Genomic DNA, 15,118 nt, shown 5'->3' with positions numbered 1-15,118 from the left:
GCGGTCGACGGTACCGAAAGTGAGCAGCGGTGTCCCGGCGGTCAGTCGGCGCTTCCGAACACCTGTCGCATCATGGGGTGCATCTCCATGAGCTGCTCTTCGGCGATCTCCTCGTACAGCTTGTACGTGATGGAGACCGTCAGCAGCAGGCCCGTCCCGGAGACGGTCCCGATGGTGCCGAGCATGTTCGCTGCGACGGCGAGCAGGCCGACGAGCGCCCCACCGATGACCGTCACCTGTGGGATGTAGCGGGCGAGCACCTTCTCCATGACCTTCGGGCTCTTCCGGAAGCCGGGAATCTGCATCCCGGAGTTCTGAATCTGCTTGGCGGTGGCGTCGGGACCCATGCCGGAGGTCTCGACCCAGAACACCGCGAAGATGGCTCCGCCGATGACCATGAACGTCAGGTCGACGCCGATGCGGATGAGGATGTCGAGCGTGTTCGTCCCGAGGGCGTTGACCCAGTCCTGTGGCGTGTAGATGGGCGCGAAGTAGTAGAACAGCCCACCCGTGGGGACGAACCCCTGTTGGGTCTGCTGGTAGACGCCCAGCCAGTCGGGCATCCCCTCACCGAGCTGAGAGCGGAGGATGCGCCCGAGGAACTGGATGTTCGCCTGCAGCGCGCGGACGAGAATCATCGGCAGAACGCTCGCGTAGATGAGCTTCACGGGGAATCGACCCCGAGCACCGCGAACCTTCGCGTGGCTCAGCGGAATCTCGACGCGGACGGACTCCGCGTAGACGACGATGCCGAAGATGAGCAGCGTCGTGACGAGTGCGAGTAGCTGGCCCCCACCCGACCCCAGCAGGAACTGGATGCCGTCGGCGGAGAACAGCGGTGGCGTCTCGACGCCGCCGGTGATGATGTTGAACCACGCCTCGAAGAAGCCGGTCTGGTTCGTCAGGCCCGACCACCCGATGAACCCACCGACGAGACGCTGGCTCACGCCGGCGACGATGAACAGGCCGACACCGGAGCCGACCCCCCACTTCGAGATGACCTCGTCCATGAACAGGATGAGGAGACCGCCGATGGCGATCTGCGTGAAGATGAGACACTGCATCGCGAACGTCGAGACACCGAGACTGCTCGCTATCTGACCGCTCGCGGGCAGGAAGTTCCCGAGGAACACCAGCGGGATGCCCGTCAGGAAGATCATCACGACGACCAGGAGCTTCTGGAGGCCCTGATACAGCGCCTGGTCGCGCGGGTCGCTGGTGTCGAGTCCGAGGAGGTTCGCACCACCGAGCAACTGCAGGACGATGCTCGCGGTGACGATGGGGCCGATACCCAACTGGAGGATACTCCCCTGTCCTCCCGCGAGGATTGTTCTGAACTGCCCGAATGCGTCACTCCCTGTCCCTGCGAGCCCGAAGATGAGCACGTTGGTCAGGAAGAAGTAGAGCACGAGGACGCCGGCCGTCCAGGTGAGCTTCCTCCTGAACGGGACGTGGCCCTCCGGTCGGGCCACGGTGGGCATCCGCGTGAGTACGGGTGCGGCGGTCTCCTTCCAACTCATTCTGACGCAGGCTTACCTTCGGGCCCATGTATGTCCTTCGACTCGTTTCCTAGCCTTCGGGGGCGAAATTCGGTCGCCGTCGGGCGTATCTGGACTGTCGGGTGTGCGAGGACGTATCAGTCGGCGTACGGTGTCCGCCCCGGCCGTCACGCCGGCGCTGGCGCTCTGCGGGGAGCGGCTGAAGAAAGCGAGTCGAATCGAGCGGACGCCGACTTACTGCTCGTCGTCGTCTTCGGCTTCGTCGTCTTCCATCGCAGCGAGTCGCTCCTCACCGCGCTCGGTGAGGACGACCTCGCCACCTTCGGACTCGACGAGTTCGACGGCGCTCTCGGAGAACGCGTCGGCCGTGATGGTGAGCGTGCTGTGGAGCTGGTTCGCACCGAGCACCTTCACGTAGTCGACCTCCGCGGCGGGGTCGACGATGTCGCGAGCGTCGAGCTCGTAGCCGTCACCGGACTCCTCGGCGAGGCCCTCGGCGGCGTACACCGCGATGTCCTCGTCGAGCTTCTGCAGGGAGATGGTCGCGACCGTCTCCTTTGCCTTCTCCGGGCGGTCGAACCCGTGTTTGCCCAGCGGTTCGTAGTTGTGGAACTCGTGTTTGGCGCGACCGGCGCGACCACGGCCACCACGGTGACCGGCACCACGCCGGTTCTTGTGCGTACCGCCGCCGTGCGTGCGCGAGCCACGCTGTCGTCGTTTCTTGCTCGTCATCGCATCTGGGTGAGGAGAGAGTCGATCTCCTCGGTCGTGTGCTTGCCGAGCTGGCCACCCTCCTTCGTGGGGTGCTTGATGCCGTCGTGCCCGCCACGCGGCGGATGTAGGCGAAGCGTGGGCGAGAGACCCTGCTTTCGCAGTGTCGTCTCCTCGTCCACGAGCGCCGCTGCCAGCGCGTCGATACTGTCGTAGTCGGTGTTGTCCGCCACCCACTCGTCGGTGATGTCGTCGTCGCCCTCGGCGGGCTCGGCGCGCGTCCCGATGAGTTTCGCCACGACGTCCTGGCTGGGCTCGCCGTGGGCGACCCAGTCGTTGACCTTCGTGACCATCCCGCGGTAGGTGTCGGTGTCGGGGACGAACACGCAGTGGTTGACACGCCCGAGGTTGAGCATGTCGATGGTGTCCTGCACCCGGTAGCTCATGTCGACCTCGCCGCGGACCTGCACGAGCGCCCTCATTCGATCACCTCACGCTTCTCGGCGGCGCGCTGGGGGACACGGGCTTCGGCCGTGTTCCGGAGCGCGTTGAACGTCGCCTTCGCGAAGTTGACCGTGGTGCGCGTCTGGCCCGACGAGCGGGTCCAGATGTCCTCGATACCGGCGAGTTCGAGCACCGAGCGGACGGTCTCCCCGCCCGCCAGCCCCAGACCGCGCGGTGCGGGCTGGAGTTCGACCTCGACGCTGCCGGCCTTGCCCGTGGTACGGAGCGCGACGGTGTGGGGTCGCCCACAGCCACACTCCCACGAGCCACAGCCACGCGAGACGTCGATGATGTTCAGCTTCGCGATGCCGATGGCCTTCTGGATAGCGCCACCGACCTGGTCGTCACGTCCCTCGGCGTAGCCGACGAAGCCGTCGCGGTTGCCCACGACGACCGAACACCGGAACTTCACACGGCGCCCGGAGTCGGTCATGCGCTGGACCATGTTGATGTCGAGGACGTTGTCCTCGAGGTCCGGCAGCAGTCGGTCGACGACCTCCGCCTCGCGGAGCGGGAGCCCCGAGTCGAGGGCCGCTCTCATCGACGTGATGTCGCCGTCGAGCACCTGCTGACCGAGTCGCGTCTTCGGTTCCCAGCCGTTACTCATAGTTCGTCCTCCATGCGTTCTCGTACGTCATCGAAGTGATCTGGTAGGTCGGTCGCATCGAACTCTCCGCTGTAGAGCGGTTCGTCGAGCTGCTCCGCGTACTCGGCGATGTGGTCGCCGCGGGTCCGTTCCCACTCGGCGAACACGTCGTCGTTGTGCGGAACCTGGAGGCCGGCGTCGATCGCGCCCTCCTGGACGGCGAACACCTTACTGCCCGGCGTCGCCGTGTTCAGCCCGATGTCGAGGACCGCGTCCTCGACGCCCTCGGCGAGCGCACGCTTGCCCGCGAGGAAGCCGGTGAGGTAGGCGGCGGGCAGGTTGCCCGTCGGTGCCTCCCAGCCGTACTCTTCGAGGTCCGCCGAGTGTGCGGCGGCCAACGTTCGATCCCCCTGATCACCAGTCGTCACCAGCTGCGCCCTGATGTGCTTGTTGCTCGAGCGAGCAACGAGGCGTGCTCGACCGGATTTCAACAGGCGCAACCGCTGATGGTAGTCCGTACGTGCCTCGCGGCGTCGCCGCATGGGCACTTTGTATCGTGGTCCGGTTGCCATGTCAGTAGTTGTTCTCCACGTATCGTTCGAGGTCGTTCACACTGTCGAACTCTCCACCCGAGGCCATACCGTACACTTCGCGGTACTCGGAGCTGTCGAGTCGCTCCTCCTCGTCGCGGAGTTCGCGCAGGCGACGACGCTGTGCGCGGATGCGTCGCATCCACTGGTCTTTCTTCCCGTCACGAGCGCCCTTGCGACCCTTGCGGGTACCGGGGCCCTTGCGGTGACCGTACGCGCGCTTCTCGTTGCGCTTCCGGGCACGGCCGCGGGAGTTGCCACGCGCCTCTCGTTTCACGTCGATGCTGCCGTCCGCGATGAGCTCGCGGATGTCCTCGCGGGTGATTGCGTCGGCGATGTCCGCGTTGGCGTCGGGGTCGAACCAGATACGGTTCTTCCCGACCTCGAGCTCGTCGGCAGCCAGACGCTTCTGGGTGCTCAGGTCACTCATTGGAGTTCACCTCGACTTCGACGTACGTCGGGTTGAGGACGCGAATCTCGGCGTCCTCGGCCTCCTCCTCGATGCGCTCGCGCTTGCGAGCGCCGACGGTGGAGGCGATGCGCACGGCCTGGGTGTCGCCGTCGACACCCTCGAGGTCGTCCACGTTCTCGACGTGGACCTCCTCGAAGCCGCTGGGGTGGAGTCCGCGGACCGACTTCGGCGTTCGGTAGCCGGAGTGGACCTTCGGGCCCTTCCCCTTCTGACCGCGGCGCTGTTTCGACAGGCCGCCGCGTGGGCGTCGCCACGACTCGGGCGTGCGCTTCTTCTTGTGGTAGTCCTGGCGGCGGAACGCGGGCTTGCCCTCGCGTTTCCGCTGGGTCAGGAGTCGCTCTTCTTCGTCGGAGAGCTCGGGCGTCTTCTCGGTGAGCCCGCGGGCCTGGAGTTCCGTCTCCACGTCCTCGGCGGGTTCCTCGGGTTCGCCCTCGTCTTCGACCTCGGCCTCGGTCTCGTCTTCCTCGCGGATTTCGAGTCCACCGACGTCGGCCTTGATACGGGCAGCGAGCGCGTTGCCGATGCCCTCGACTTCGGCGAGGTCCGACTGGCTCGCGCCACGGACGTCGTCGACGGTCTCGTAGCCGGCCTCGCGGAGCGCGTCCGCCTTGCTCGGGCCGACACCGGAGATGTCCTCGATGTCCGAGGGGCCTTCGGGAGCCTCGTCGTCGACTTCGACGGTCTCGTCGTCGTCGAGTTCCTCCTCGACGCCGGAGACGTCGGCGAGGATGCGCTCTGCGAGCGACTCGCTGATGCCTTCGACTTCGGTCAGTTCCTCCGCGGTGGCGGCCTGCACGTCCTCGACGGACTCGAAGCCAGCCTCACGGAGCGATTCGGCTTTCGCGTCGCCGACACCGTCGATGTCTTCGAGCGTCTCTGGAGTTGCCATCAGGCCTCACCTCGGGAGGGTTTCTGCGTGATGTACACGCCGTCCTGGAACACGCGGGTGTCCTTGTCGGTCACGCGCGTGAGCTGTTCGATGTCGGCGGCGGTCTGGCCAACGGCCTCGATGTCGGGGCCGCTGAGGACCAGTTCCTCACCGTCGACCTGTACCTGTGTGTCGCCGCGGATGGGCGTGCGACGGGGTGACTTCTCCCCGAGGAAGTTCGCGATGACGACTTCGTCGCCCTCGACGTCGACCTGCATCGGGAAGTGAGAGTAGAAGACCTCCATCTGGTACTCCCACCCGGTGGTCACTCCGTGCACCATGTTCCGTACGTGGCTCTCGAAGGTGCCGATGGTCGCCGCCGTCTTGCGGTCGGCGTCGGCGCTCTCGATGACGACGGCCTCGACCTCGCGGTCGTCTTCGTCCTCACCGCCTTCGATGGTGACCTCCTCGACGGAGACCGCCACGTCCGGGAACCACAGCTTACGCGTCACCGACCCGTTCTCGCCCTCTACGGTGAGGTCGAGGTGGTCGAGTGAGGCGTCCACGTCGTCCGGAAGTTCGATTTCAACTCGCATATCAGTACACGTAGGCGATTACTTGGCCACCGATGCCCTGTTCGCGGGCCTCGTAGTGGCTCATGATGCCCTCCGAAGTGGAGACGATGAGCGTCCCGTAGTCACGAGCGGGGAGGAATCGCTTCTCCCACTTCTCGTAGCCGTCGGCGGTCGCCGAGTAGCGCGGCTTCACGGGACCACACTCGTTGATGGCACCTTTCAGTTCGACCTCGAAACGTCCGGCTTTGCCGTCGTCGACGAACTGGAAGCCGCCGACGTACCCTCGGTCGTAGAAGACTTCGAGGGTCGAGCCGATGATGTTCGAGGCGGGCTGGACGGTCTGTTCGAGATGGCCGACGCTTTCGGCGTTGTTGAGCTCCGACAGCGCAGCGGCCAGTGGATCGTTCCCCGTCATTAGCTGTACTTCTTGAATCCCATGGAGCGGGCGATCTCGCGGAAGCACTGGCGGCAGAGCCAGATGTCGTACTTCCCGACGAGACCCTGGTTGCGGCCACAGCGCTGGCACGACTCGAGCTGACCCGTGCGCTTGGCGGCGTGCTCACCCGTCTCTTCTGTTTCGCTTTCACTCATCTCAGTTCACCTCCACGTCGAACTCCGCCTCGAGGAACCGCATCGAGTCCTCGACGGTCAGGCGGTGTCGCGACGGAATCTGCTGGTTGGCCACGTCGCGCTTGCGCACGCGGTAGCCGGGGCGGACGAGGTTGACCGTCACGTCCAGCCCGTAGATACCGATGTTCGGGTCGTACTCCTGACTCGGGAACTCGGTGTGTTCGTCGACACCGAAGCTGAAGTTCCCGGTCTGGTCGAACTGGTTGCCGCTCAGGTCGACCAGGGGGAGCGCGGTGTCGAGGAACTCGGCGGCGAGGTCGCCACGGAGGGTGACCTTCGCACCGATGGGGTCGCCCTCGCGGATGTTGAACTCCGGCACCGTGCGCTTGGCGACGGTCCGGACGGGCGTCTGCCCCGTGACCTCCTCGAGGATCTCCTCGGCGTTGGCGAGCGGCTGCCCACCCTCACCGATGCCCATGTGGACGACGACCTTCTCGACGGTCGGCGAGCGCATCTCGTGGAGTTCGCTCTGGCTCATTCGTCGGTCACCTCGTCGTCCTGACTGGTGTCGGCCTCGACGTCCGAGGACGCTTCCTCGGTCGCGTCTTCGACACCGCCGTCCTCGCCGACGAAGTTCTCGTCGATGACGACGACGTAGTCCTCGATGGTCTCGAAGGCGACCTCGCCGTCCTGCGCGACGACGACGTTGTTGGGCCCCGAGCCCGCGGTGACGCTGATCTCGTCGATCTCGCCGATCTCGCCGGCGTGCTGGCCGCGAACGGCCGTCACGAGCGCACCCTCCTCGTAGGGGAAGTGCGCGACGACGCTGTTGTCGTCGTTGTCGACGACGACGGAGTCGCTGCCGCCGATGTCCGCGTCCTCGGTGAGCAGCGTCTGTCCGTCGTGGAGCGTCAGCTGGGTCTGACCGCCGGCGACGGTCTGCTTGCCGACGACCTTCCCGAGCTTCGAGTCGGCGCTGTCCGCGTCGATGGGGGTCAGCGCGAGCCGACCGCCCTCGTCGGGGAACACGCGGTAGAACTCCTCGCGCTCGACGAAGCCGAGGATGTCGAACATCCCGATGGGACGGCGCTCGTCGCGGGCAGCCTGCCCGTTGACGACGACGCTGCCCTGTTCGAGCGCGTAGCGTGCTTCCTTCTTCGAGTCGACGTAGCCGAGCACGTCACGAAGCAGGATGAGCAGCGGAACGCCATCCTGACCGTGGGGGCCTGCGCCCGCCTTGACGGTGTACTTCTTCGTCTTGCGTGCGACCGGCCACGACGTCGGTGCCGACAGTCGCTTCTGGTGGTCACTCATTCGTCATCACCCTCTAGTCGTGCCTCGCGCTGGTCGTCCTCGAGGTCGAGGTCCGTGACACGGACGTTCGAGGCGTCCAGCGCGCGGGGAACGTCCTCCCCGTCGGCCTTCTGGATCGTGACGCCCTCGACGTGGATGGTCGCGTCCGCGAGGTCCACCTTCTGGACCTCGCCCTCGGTGCCGGCGTCGTCGCCACGGAGCACCTCGACGGTGTCCCCGGCGTTGACGCGGACCGAGCGCTGGCCGTACTCGTCGCGGAGTCCGGCAGCCAGCGTCGCGCGAACCTGCTTCTGGCGCTCGTGGAGCGGCGCGTTCGCACGTCGGTTGCGTTGTTTGCGTGGTTGTTTCGTCATCGTTAGTACATCATGGTCGCCGTGCTGGCGATGCTGCCGAACCGCTCGCCGACCTCCTGAGCGATCGGGCCCTTGATCTCGGTCCCGCGCGGGTCCTCGTTCTCGTCGACGATGACGGCCGCGTTGTCTTCGAACTTGACGCGGACGCCGTCGGGACGACGGATGGACTTGCGCTGGCGGACGACGACGGCTTCGAGCACCTGACGGCGCATCTCCGGCGTCCCCTTCGTGACCGAGACGGTGACCTTGTCACCGACGCCGGCCTTGGGGTGGCGGTTCTTCGTGCCGTGGTAGCCCGAGACGCTGATGATCTTCAGTTCGCGCGCGCCGGTGTTGTCGGCGCACGTGACGAGCGAGCCCTTCTCCAGGCCCTGCGTCACGTCGGCGTTGAGCGCCTGCATCAGTTCTCACCCTCGGGCGAGCGGTCTGCCGACGCACCCTCGGTGACGTCACCGGTGGTGTCCTCGGCGCTTTCGGTCGCGGGGGCGGTGATGCCACCCGACTCCTCGGCCACCTCGACGATCTCCACAACGACGTGGGATTTCGTCTTCGACAGCGGTCGAGTCTCTGCGATACGTACGATGTCGCCGGACGAGAGGTCGAGACATGCGGGGTGGTGTGCCGGGATGCGCGACCGGCGCTTCATGTACCGGTCGTACTTGGGCACGCGCACGTCGTACTCTCGCTCGACGACGACGGTCTTGTCCATCGCCGTGGAGGCGACCTCTGCTTCGATCGTCTGACCGCGCACGGACAGTTCGCCGTGGAACGGGCAGTTCGGGTCGGAGCAGGTCTCCTCGGGCTCTGGTACGTTCAGTCCTATTGCCATCGTGAATCACCTGTGCGTTCGGTGCGTCGGGCCGGTCGCGCGACGAGTCGCTCACCCTCGACGACGACGTACTCGGAGGCGTCCTCCGAACACTCGGCGTCCAGGCGGAACTCGAACGTCGCGACCGCCTTCGGCACCCGCACGGACCGAGACCCGGCGCTGAGCAGGAGGGTGTTGGTCGTCTCGGAGACGACCGTCCCTTCACACCCGACGAGAGTCGGGTCCGACGAGTCGGCGACTCGCACATGCAAGCCGACGAGTTCGTGGCGTGGCAGGGTCTCGGCGGTCAACATCTATTCGGCCTCCTCGTCGCCTTCCTCGCTCTGGATCGTCTTGATCCGAGCGATGGTGCGGCGCAGCTCGCTGACGCGACCGGGGTTCTCCGGTGCGCCACCGGCGGCCTGCACGGCGTTGGCGTTGAGCAGTTCCGTCTCGAGCTCCTCGAGTTCCGACTGCCGTTCGGCAGGCGTCATGTCGCGGATCTCTTCGGTGTAGAGGATGGCCATCAGTTCTCGCCCTCCTCGTCTTCCGAGGCAGCGGCCTCGTCGTCTTCGGTCGCGGGCGCGTCGGATGCCTCGTCGGCACCGCCGGCGTCCGCGTCCTCACCCTCGACGGTCTCTTCGACGTCGGCCTCGGCGGTGTCTTGCTCTTCCATCTCGTCGAGCAGGTCCTCCGCTTCGGCTTCGGACTCTTCGGAGAGTTCGCCCTCGACGGCCTCCTCGAGGTCGTCGAGCTCCTCTTCGATGTCGCCGTCTTCCGGCGTGGCGATCTCCTGTTCCTCGTCGAGGACCTCCTCCTCGACGACCTCCTCGTCGGCGGTCGGCTGGCTGCCGTCGTCCGCCTCGGAGTCGGTGACGGGCTCGGTGCCCGCGTCGGCGACCTCGTCGGGGTCACGGTCGAGCAGTTCCTCGACGCCCTCGTCCTCCTCGGGTTCGACGACGAACTCGGAGACGTCCGCGTCCTCGGCGACCTGGAAGTCGTCGGGGAGCTGGGCTCCGGGCGGGATGATCTTGACCGTCACACCGATGGTCCCGAGCTTCATCACGGCGACGCCCTGCCCCTCGTCCACGATGGACTCGGCGGGTTCGCCGTTGTGCTTGATGTAGCCGCGGTTGAACTTCTCGACGCGCGAGCGTGCGCCCGTCACCTTCCCGCTGAGGACGATCTCGGCACCGAGTGCCCCGGCGTCCATGATGCGGTCGATGGTGGTGTGGCCGGCCTTCCGGAAGTACCAGCCGCGTTCGAGCGCGTTCGCGAGACGGTCCGCGACGATCTGTGCGTTGAGGTCGGGTTCGTCGACCTCCTGCACGTCGATCTGCGGGTCGTCGAGGTCGAAGCGCGTCTCCAGCTCCGACGTGATCTTGCGGATGTTCTTCCCGCCCTTGCCGATGACCATCCCGGGCTTCTCGGCCCGAAGGACGATCTGGACGCCCATGGGGGTCTGTGCGACCTCCATGCCGCCGTAGCCGGCGCGAGCGAGTTCTTCACCGAAGAACTCGTCGATCTGGGTGCGCTGCAGCCCGCTCTCGATGAATTCGTGTTCGTCTGCCATCAGTTATCCACCTCTTCGAGGATGAGTTCGACGTCCACCTGTGGGGTGTTCCACGCGGTGGCACGACCGAACGCGCGAGGCTTGCGCCCCGGGGACTCGCCGACCTTGTGGGCGGCGACGTGCATGATGCGCATGCTCTCACCGTCGAAGCCCTGATGGTCGGCGTTGCCGACGACGTTCTCGAGTAGGTCGAGGAACGCCTCGGTCGCCTTCTCAGGGTATCGGCCGGCGTCCCAGCCCTCGATGTCGGAGCGGTGTCCGACGCCGGAGTTGTGGGACTTGAACGGGACCGAGCGCTCGCCCGCGAGTACCGCTTCGAGGTACTCGACGGCGTCGCCGGCGGTCTCGCCCTTGATGGCGCGCGCGATCTCTTTGCTGTGCTTGTGGGACATGTGACGCTCTCGGAGCATGGCTTTCGCCGTGGTCTCCGGGTCCGCGTCGACGCTGTAGCTGATTCCCATTGTCACTTGAGGGGGACGAACTTCGAAGAGCGCGTCGCCCCGATACCCGCCTGGCCGTGCGTGACCGACGAGCGCGTGAGGACGAACTCGCCGAGGTAGTGCCCGAGCATCTCGGGCTCTACGTCGACGCGCTCGAACTCCTGGCCGCTGTAGACGGCGAACGTCTTGCCGACGAACGCGGGCACGACGGGCATGTCGCGCAGGTGCGTTCGCAGCGGGTTGTTCGCCGACGTCTCGGCGTCGCGCTTGTCGGCCTTCTCGAGCAGCTTCTGCTGCTCCTCGGTCAGGCCGCGCTCGATACTTCGCCGCTTGCGTGCGGGCAGCAGTTCCGCGAACTCCTCGAGGTCCATCTCTCGGAGCTCCTCCAGTGTGTGGCCGCGGTAGGTGAACTCTTCGTCCTTGTCGCGGCCGAGCTGGTAGTCCGTGCTCATTTCTTGTCTCGCCCTCCTTTGCCGCCACGGCCCGTCCGGCGGGACGCGATGTCACCGACCTTCCGGCCCGGCGGCGCGTCGCGGGAGACGCTCTTCGGTCGACCGGGGTGCTGGCGGCCGCCACCACCGAACGGGTGGTCGACGGCGTTCATCGCCACACCACGCACGCGCGGCCACTTCGTCCCGCGGGCACGCATCTTGTGGTGTTTGTTCCCGGCTTTGACGAACGGCTTCTCCGTCCGTCCCCCACCGGCGACGACGCCGATAGTCGCCCGGCAGTCCGGGCTGAGGCGGCGGATCTCGCCGCTCGGTAGCTGTACGATGGCGGCCTTGCGGTCGTGGGTGAGCAGCGTCGCGCTCACACCGGACGAACGCGCGAACTTCCCACCGTCGCCGGCCTGTCGCTCGACGTTACACACCGGGACACCTTCCGGAATCTCGCGCAGCGGGAGCGTGTTCCCGGGCGCGATCTCGGCGGAGACACCCACCTGGATGCCGTCGCCGACCGCGATTCCCTCGGGTGCGAGGACGAGGCGCTGGTCGCCGTCCTCGAACTCGACGGCCGCGACGGGCGCGCTGCGTGCGGGGTCGTGTTCGATGCCCACGACCTCGCCGCTCACGACGTCCGTCTCGACGGTTCGGTGGTCGAGGTTGGCCTTGTAGCGGTGGCTCGGTGCACGGAACGTCGGCGTCCCGCGGCCACGTCGCTGGCCCTGGATTCGTCGTCCCATCTCAGAACACCCCGATACGCGAGGCGACCTCCTGTGCGTCGTCGTCGTCGGACAGACGCACGGTGGCCTTCTTGTTCCCTTTCGGCGTGACCTGCGTGTTCACGCTGTCGATGGAGACGTCGAACTGTGCTTCCAGTGCGTCACGGATCTCCGGCTTCGTGGCGTCGGCGTCGACGACGAACTGGAGCTTGTTCTCGAAGTCCATGTCGTTCATGGCCTTCTCCGTGACGTTCGGGTACTTGATGATGCTCATCGGTCAGCTACCTCCTCGATCGCGGACTCCGTGAACACCGTCAGGCGACCGGCCTGACCACCGGGGGCGAGGTCCTCCGCGTTGACCTCCCGTGCGGTGGCGACCGTGACGCCCGCGAGGTTGCGGGCGGCCTTCGACGGCTCGCCGGTCGTGACGAAGAGGATGGAACTCGGGCGGCGGTACTTGCGGCCACGGGTCGTCCCGCGCCCGCCTTTGACCTTCTTGCCCTCGTCCGCGCGCTGGACGTCGGCGTAGACGCCGAGCGACTCCAGCAGCGCGACGACCTCCTTCGTCTTCACGAGGTCTTCGAACTCGTCTTCGACGACGAGCGGGAGCGAGTCAGCGTCGAACTGGTGACCGCGTTCGGTCACGAGTTCGGAGTCCGTCGTGGCGGCGAGCGCCGAGCGGACGGCGAGCTGTCGCTCCTTCTTGTTCACCTTCTCGGTGCGGTCCTTCTCCGCCTTCGGCGGGTGAGCCTTGCGGCCACCGACCGTCTGCGGGACGCGGCGACCCTGTCCGTTCTGCCGGGGGACGTGGGCCATGCCGCGACCGCTACCGAACGATTCGGCCGGGGTGCGCATCCCCGCGAGGGGGTCGGCACCGTAGTCCTGCTTGCGGTTGGCCTGGGCGGCGCGGACGCTGCGCTGGATGAGGTCCGGACGGTAGACCGTCTCGAAGACCTCGGGGAGGTCGACCTCCCCCGCTTCCTCGCCCTCCAGGTCGTACACTCGTGTCATCCTTGGTTACTCTCCGTGGAGACGTAGCGCACCTCGGGGTCGAGGCGCGGTTTCTCGGACGGGCGGACGGCCGGGCGGAAGCGCACGAGACGCTTGTTGGGACCCGGAACCGACCCCTTGACGAGTGCGTACTCGCCGTCGACCTCGCCGTAGTTGACGAAGCCACCCTCCGGGGTGACGTCCTCGTCGCCGAGGGCGATGAGACGCTTGTTCAGTTCGGTGCGCTGGTGGTAGCCGGTCTGCCCCTGCTGGGGGACCGTCGAGCGCACACGCGAGGGGTTCCACGGACCGAGGTTGCCGATACGACGGCGCCACCCCTGACGTGCGTGTTTCCCCTTGCGCTTCTGGACGCCCCAGCGCTTGACCGGGCCCTGGGTGCCCTTGCCCTTCGTGACACCGGCGATGTCGGTGAACTCACCGGCTCGGAACACGTCCGAGACCGAGTGCTCGCCGCCATCGGCGATGAGGTCGAGTGCGAACTCCACGCGCTCGCCCAGCGAGCCACCGCCGACTCGCGTCTCCATCACGTCGGGTTTCTTCTTCGGCACGCTCGTGGCGGAGGGGACGGTGTGCGTGATGAGACGCACGTCGCCCAGGTCGCCGGATTCGAGCGCGTCGTGAATGAGCTGTTCCTGACCTGCGGATTCGGGGAGGTCGATGGTCCGCGCGAGGTCCTCGTGGAACTCGTCGGTCCAGACCTCCGTCATCGGTCGCAGGCCGTACGGCGTGTCCTCGTAGGCTCGGAGCGCCACCGCGCGCATGGGCGGCGTCTCGACGACCGTCACGGGGACGGTCTGCTCCTGCCCCTCTCGGGGGGAGTTGGGTTCGTCGTTGACCATCACGACGTGGGACATGCCGGCCTTGTAGCCGGCGAAGCCCTGAAGCCCAGGCTGTCCGTCGTCCTCGGGCCACGTCTTGAGACGCGGCACCTCGCTGGACGCACGGACACGCGGGCCGAAGCCCATCGAGCCTTTGCGTGGTCTGCTTGGTTGTGGCATTTGTTTACCTCAGGTTGAGGCAGGCGAGCGTGGCGAACAGAGCCTCCTCCGTTCGGACCACCTCGCTGCCCTGGTGCGGAACCGTGTTCAACCAGAGGTCGAACCGGGCTGCCGGTTCGTGAGACCGCGTCCCGTCGGGGTCGTCCCCCGGGGACTCGTGGTCGCTTTCGGGCGACCACTGCTCGTCGCGTGGGTCCACCCGCGGCGGGTGGACACCAAGAATCTCCGGGAGGCCGCGTTCCGGTGAGCCGAACACTACGGTGAACCCGTCGCGCACACGTGGGGCGAGTTCGCCCAGCCGTGCGACGTCGAGTTCCTCCCCGTGGCGCGACGCGGCGATTGTAACGCCGGCGTCGTCCCGGGACAGTGCCGTGTCCAGCTCCTCGCCCCACACCGAGAGCCCTGTGAGAGGCTCGTCGACGATGCGGGCCCGGAGCGGCCGTCGCGAAGAGACCCTGATGGTCACGCGTTCCCCCTCTTCGACCGCCATCTGTGGCGGTACGACGAGGGAGACTGGGTGTTGCAGTCCGCAATTGACCCGAACGCGCCCGTCAGGTCCGACCTCGGTCACGATTCCTTGTCTTAACGACCCCGAACCGTCAGATTCGGAGCCGGTCTGCGCGACAGCGCGGAGCGGCGGCAGCACGCCGACGCACTCCAGTTCGTCCCGCCGTCCCCACGCCTCCTTTCGGAGGTACGGGGGTGTGGCCGCGTAGGCCAGCACGGTGCGAACGAACCCGTCGTCCCAACGCCGCTCGCCATCCGGGTCCGGATAGACGAGCAGGCGGTCGATTCGAAAGACCGTGGCCGCACGGGCGACGTACCCGAGCTTTCGGGTCGCCTCCCGTTTGTCACGGGACTCTCGAACCAGCGACGACGGCACGAGTACGGTGCGTGTCATGCCGATGCGCTTCCTCGCTGTACACGAGACTATTGCACTCGTATCCATTGCGGTCCTAAAAGGGTAGCGTTTCCCTACGGCCCTGTGAGGCTCCCGCACGACGGTTTTCGGTGGGAGAGAGTCACATGAGAGCGGTAGTCACTGGGCGGGTCACTTCGGTGGGTTTTTATTCTACCCTCCCCC

At 66.6% G+C, this 15,118-nt stretch carries 25 protein-coding genes; all 25 read right to left on the bottom strand.

What is annotated here, in order from left to right:
• Positions 1 to 41: 41 nt before the first annotated feature.
• On the bottom strand, positions 42 to 1,520 hold the full coding sequence (secY, locus tag M1L36_RS16215) for a preprotein translocase subunit SecY (RefSeq protein ID WP_250874781.1): 1,479 nt from the start codon (positions 1,518 to 1,520) through the stop codon (positions 42 to 44).
• Between the two features lie 213 nt (positions 1,521 to 1,733).
• Positions 1,734 to 2,231 (bottom strand): uL15m family ribosomal protein, encoded by a 498-nt coding sequence (locus tag M1L36_RS16210; RefSeq protein ID WP_250874780.1) that lies wholly within the window; start codon positions 2,229 to 2,231, stop codon positions 1,734 to 1,736.
• Positions 2,228 to 2,692, bottom strand: a complete 465-nt coding sequence (gene rpmD / locus M1L36_RS16205; protein ID WP_250874779.1) for a 50S ribosomal protein L30 — start codon at positions 2,690 to 2,692, stop codon at positions 2,228 to 2,230. Before rpmD ends, M1L36_RS16210 begins: the two co-directional genes overlap by 4 nt.
• Positions 2,689 to 3,321: a 30S ribosomal protein S5 gene (locus M1L36_RS16200; RefSeq protein ID WP_250874778.1), complete on the bottom strand. Its 633-nt coding sequence runs from the start codon at positions 3,319 to 3,321 to the stop codon at positions 2,689 to 2,691. Before M1L36_RS16200 ends, rpmD begins: the two co-directional genes overlap by 4 nt.
• Positions 3,318 to 3,872 (bottom strand): 50S ribosomal protein L18, encoded by a 555-nt coding sequence (locus M1L36_RS16195; RefSeq protein WP_250874777.1) that lies wholly within the window; start codon positions 3,870 to 3,872, stop codon positions 3,318 to 3,320. The genes M1L36_RS16200 and M1L36_RS16195 overlap by 4 nt, the downstream gene beginning before the upstream one ends.
• Before the next feature lies 1 nt (position 3,873).
• The gene (locus M1L36_RS16190) at positions 3,874 to 4,320 is read right to left on the bottom strand and encodes a 50S ribosomal protein L19e (protein ID WP_250874776.1); all 447 of its coding nucleotides are present in this window, start codon (positions 4,318 to 4,320) and stop codon (positions 3,874 to 3,876) included.
• Positions 4,313 to 5,251, bottom strand: a complete 939-nt coding sequence (locus M1L36_RS16185; RefSeq protein ID WP_305794555.1) for a 50S ribosomal protein L32e — start codon at positions 5,249 to 5,251, stop codon at positions 4,313 to 4,315. The genes M1L36_RS16190 and M1L36_RS16185 overlap by 8 nt, the downstream gene beginning before the upstream one ends.
• On the bottom strand, positions 5,251 to 5,826 hold the full coding sequence (locus M1L36_RS16175) for a 50S ribosomal protein L6 (protein ID WP_250874775.1): 576 nt from the start codon (positions 5,824 to 5,826) through the stop codon (positions 5,251 to 5,253). The genes M1L36_RS16185 and M1L36_RS16175 overlap by 1 nt, the downstream gene beginning before the upstream one ends.
• A 1-nt stretch (position 5,827) precedes the next feature.
• Entirely contained in the window at positions 5,828 to 6,220 is a 393-nt protein-coding gene (locus M1L36_RS16170; protein ID WP_250874774.1) for a 30S ribosomal protein S8, read from the bottom strand.
• Positions 6,220 to 6,396, bottom strand: a complete 177-nt coding sequence (locus M1L36_RS16165) for a 30S ribosomal protein S14 (RefSeq protein WP_250874773.1) — start codon at positions 6,394 to 6,396, stop codon at positions 6,220 to 6,222. Before M1L36_RS16165 ends, M1L36_RS16170 begins: the two co-directional genes overlap by 1 nt.
• Before the next feature lies 1 nt (position 6,397).
• Positions 6,398 to 6,913 (bottom strand): 50S ribosomal protein L5, encoded by a 516-nt coding sequence (locus tag M1L36_RS16160; RefSeq protein WP_250874772.1) that lies wholly within the window; start codon positions 6,911 to 6,913, stop codon positions 6,398 to 6,400.
• On the bottom strand, positions 6,910 to 7,689 hold the full coding sequence (locus M1L36_RS16155; protein WP_250874771.1) for a 30S ribosomal protein S4e: 780 nt from the start codon (positions 7,687 to 7,689) through the stop codon (positions 6,910 to 6,912). The genes M1L36_RS16160 and M1L36_RS16155 overlap by 4 nt, the downstream gene beginning before the upstream one ends.
• The gene (gene rplX / locus M1L36_RS16150; protein WP_250874770.1) at positions 7,686 to 8,042 is read right to left on the bottom strand and encodes a 50S ribosomal protein L24; all 357 of its coding nucleotides are present in this window, start codon (positions 8,040 to 8,042) and stop codon (positions 7,686 to 7,688) included. The genes M1L36_RS16155 and rplX overlap by 4 nt, the downstream gene beginning before the upstream one ends.
• 2 nt (positions 8,043 to 8,044) lie before the next feature.
• Positions 8,045 to 8,443: a 50S ribosomal protein L14 gene (locus tag M1L36_RS16145; RefSeq protein ID WP_250874769.1), complete on the bottom strand. Its 399-nt coding sequence runs from the start codon at positions 8,441 to 8,443 to the stop codon at positions 8,045 to 8,047.
• Positions 8,443 to 8,871 carry a 30S ribosomal protein S17 gene (locus M1L36_RS16140; protein WP_250874768.1) on the bottom strand — a complete coding sequence of 143 codons (429 nt, stop codon included), beginning with the start codon at positions 8,869 to 8,871 and terminating at the stop codon, positions 8,443 to 8,445. The genes M1L36_RS16145 and M1L36_RS16140 overlap by 1 nt, the downstream gene beginning before the upstream one ends.
• Positions 8,862 to 9,164 (bottom strand): ribonuclease P protein component 1, encoded by a 303-nt coding sequence (locus M1L36_RS16135; protein WP_250874767.1) that lies wholly within the window; start codon positions 9,162 to 9,164, stop codon positions 8,862 to 8,864. The genes M1L36_RS16140 and M1L36_RS16135 overlap by 10 nt, the downstream gene beginning before the upstream one ends.
• Positions 9,165 to 9,377 (bottom strand): 50S ribosomal protein L29, encoded by a 213-nt coding sequence (gene rpmC, locus M1L36_RS16130; RefSeq protein WP_250874766.1) that lies wholly within the window; start codon positions 9,375 to 9,377, stop codon positions 9,165 to 9,167.
• On the bottom strand, positions 9,377 to 10,423 hold the full coding sequence (locus M1L36_RS16125; RefSeq protein ID WP_250874765.1) for a 30S ribosomal protein S3: 1,047 nt from the start codon (positions 10,421 to 10,423) through the stop codon (positions 9,377 to 9,379). The genes rpmC and M1L36_RS16125 overlap by 1 nt, the downstream gene beginning before the upstream one ends.
• On the bottom strand, positions 10,423 to 10,884 hold the full coding sequence (locus tag M1L36_RS16120) for a 50S ribosomal protein L22 (protein ID WP_250874764.1): 462 nt from the start codon (positions 10,882 to 10,884) through the stop codon (positions 10,423 to 10,425). Before M1L36_RS16120 ends, M1L36_RS16125 begins: the two co-directional genes overlap by 1 nt.
• A gap of 2 nt (positions 10,885 to 10,886) precedes the next feature.
• The gene (locus M1L36_RS16115; protein WP_250874763.1) at positions 10,887 to 11,315 is read right to left on the bottom strand and encodes a 30S ribosomal protein S19; all 429 of its coding nucleotides are present in this window, start codon (positions 11,313 to 11,315) and stop codon (positions 10,887 to 10,889) included.
• Positions 11,312 to 12,046, bottom strand: coding sequence for a 50S ribosomal protein L2 (locus M1L36_RS16110; RefSeq protein ID WP_250874762.1), 735 nt, complete (start codon positions 12,044 to 12,046; stop codon positions 11,312 to 11,314). Before M1L36_RS16110 ends, M1L36_RS16115 begins: the two co-directional genes overlap by 4 nt.
• Position 12,047: 1 nt before the next feature.
• A complete protein-coding gene (locus M1L36_RS16105) occupies positions 12,048 to 12,299 on the bottom strand; it encodes a 50S ribosomal protein L23 (RefSeq protein WP_250874761.1) in 252 nt (83 codons plus the stop codon).
• Complete coding sequence (gene rpl4p / locus M1L36_RS16100; protein ID WP_250874760.1) at positions 12,296 to 13,036, bottom strand: 50S ribosomal protein L4; 741 nt, start codon at positions 13,034 to 13,036, stop codon at positions 12,296 to 12,298. Before rpl4p ends, M1L36_RS16105 begins: the two co-directional genes overlap by 4 nt.
• Positions 13,033 to 14,034 (bottom strand): 50S ribosomal protein L3, encoded by a 1,002-nt coding sequence (locus M1L36_RS16095; RefSeq protein WP_250874759.1) that lies wholly within the window; start codon positions 14,032 to 14,034, stop codon positions 13,033 to 13,035. The genes rpl4p and M1L36_RS16095 overlap by 4 nt, the downstream gene beginning before the upstream one ends.
• Positions 14,035 to 14,038: 4 nt before the next feature.
• On the bottom strand, positions 14,039 to 14,935 hold the full coding sequence (locus tag M1L36_RS16090) for a putative RNA uridine N3 methyltransferase (protein ID WP_250875583.1): 897 nt from the start codon (positions 14,933 to 14,935) through the stop codon (positions 14,039 to 14,041).
• Positions 14,936 to 15,118 lie beyond the last annotated feature (183 nt).

The sequence above is a fragment of the Halomarina rubra genome (assembly GCF_023699475.1).
GTDB lineage: Archaea > Halobacteriota > Halobacteria > Halobacteriales > Haloarculaceae > Halomarina > Halomarina rubra.
Note: the sequence above shows the minus strand (reverse complement) of the source record. Positions and strands in the feature narration are given on the sequence as shown.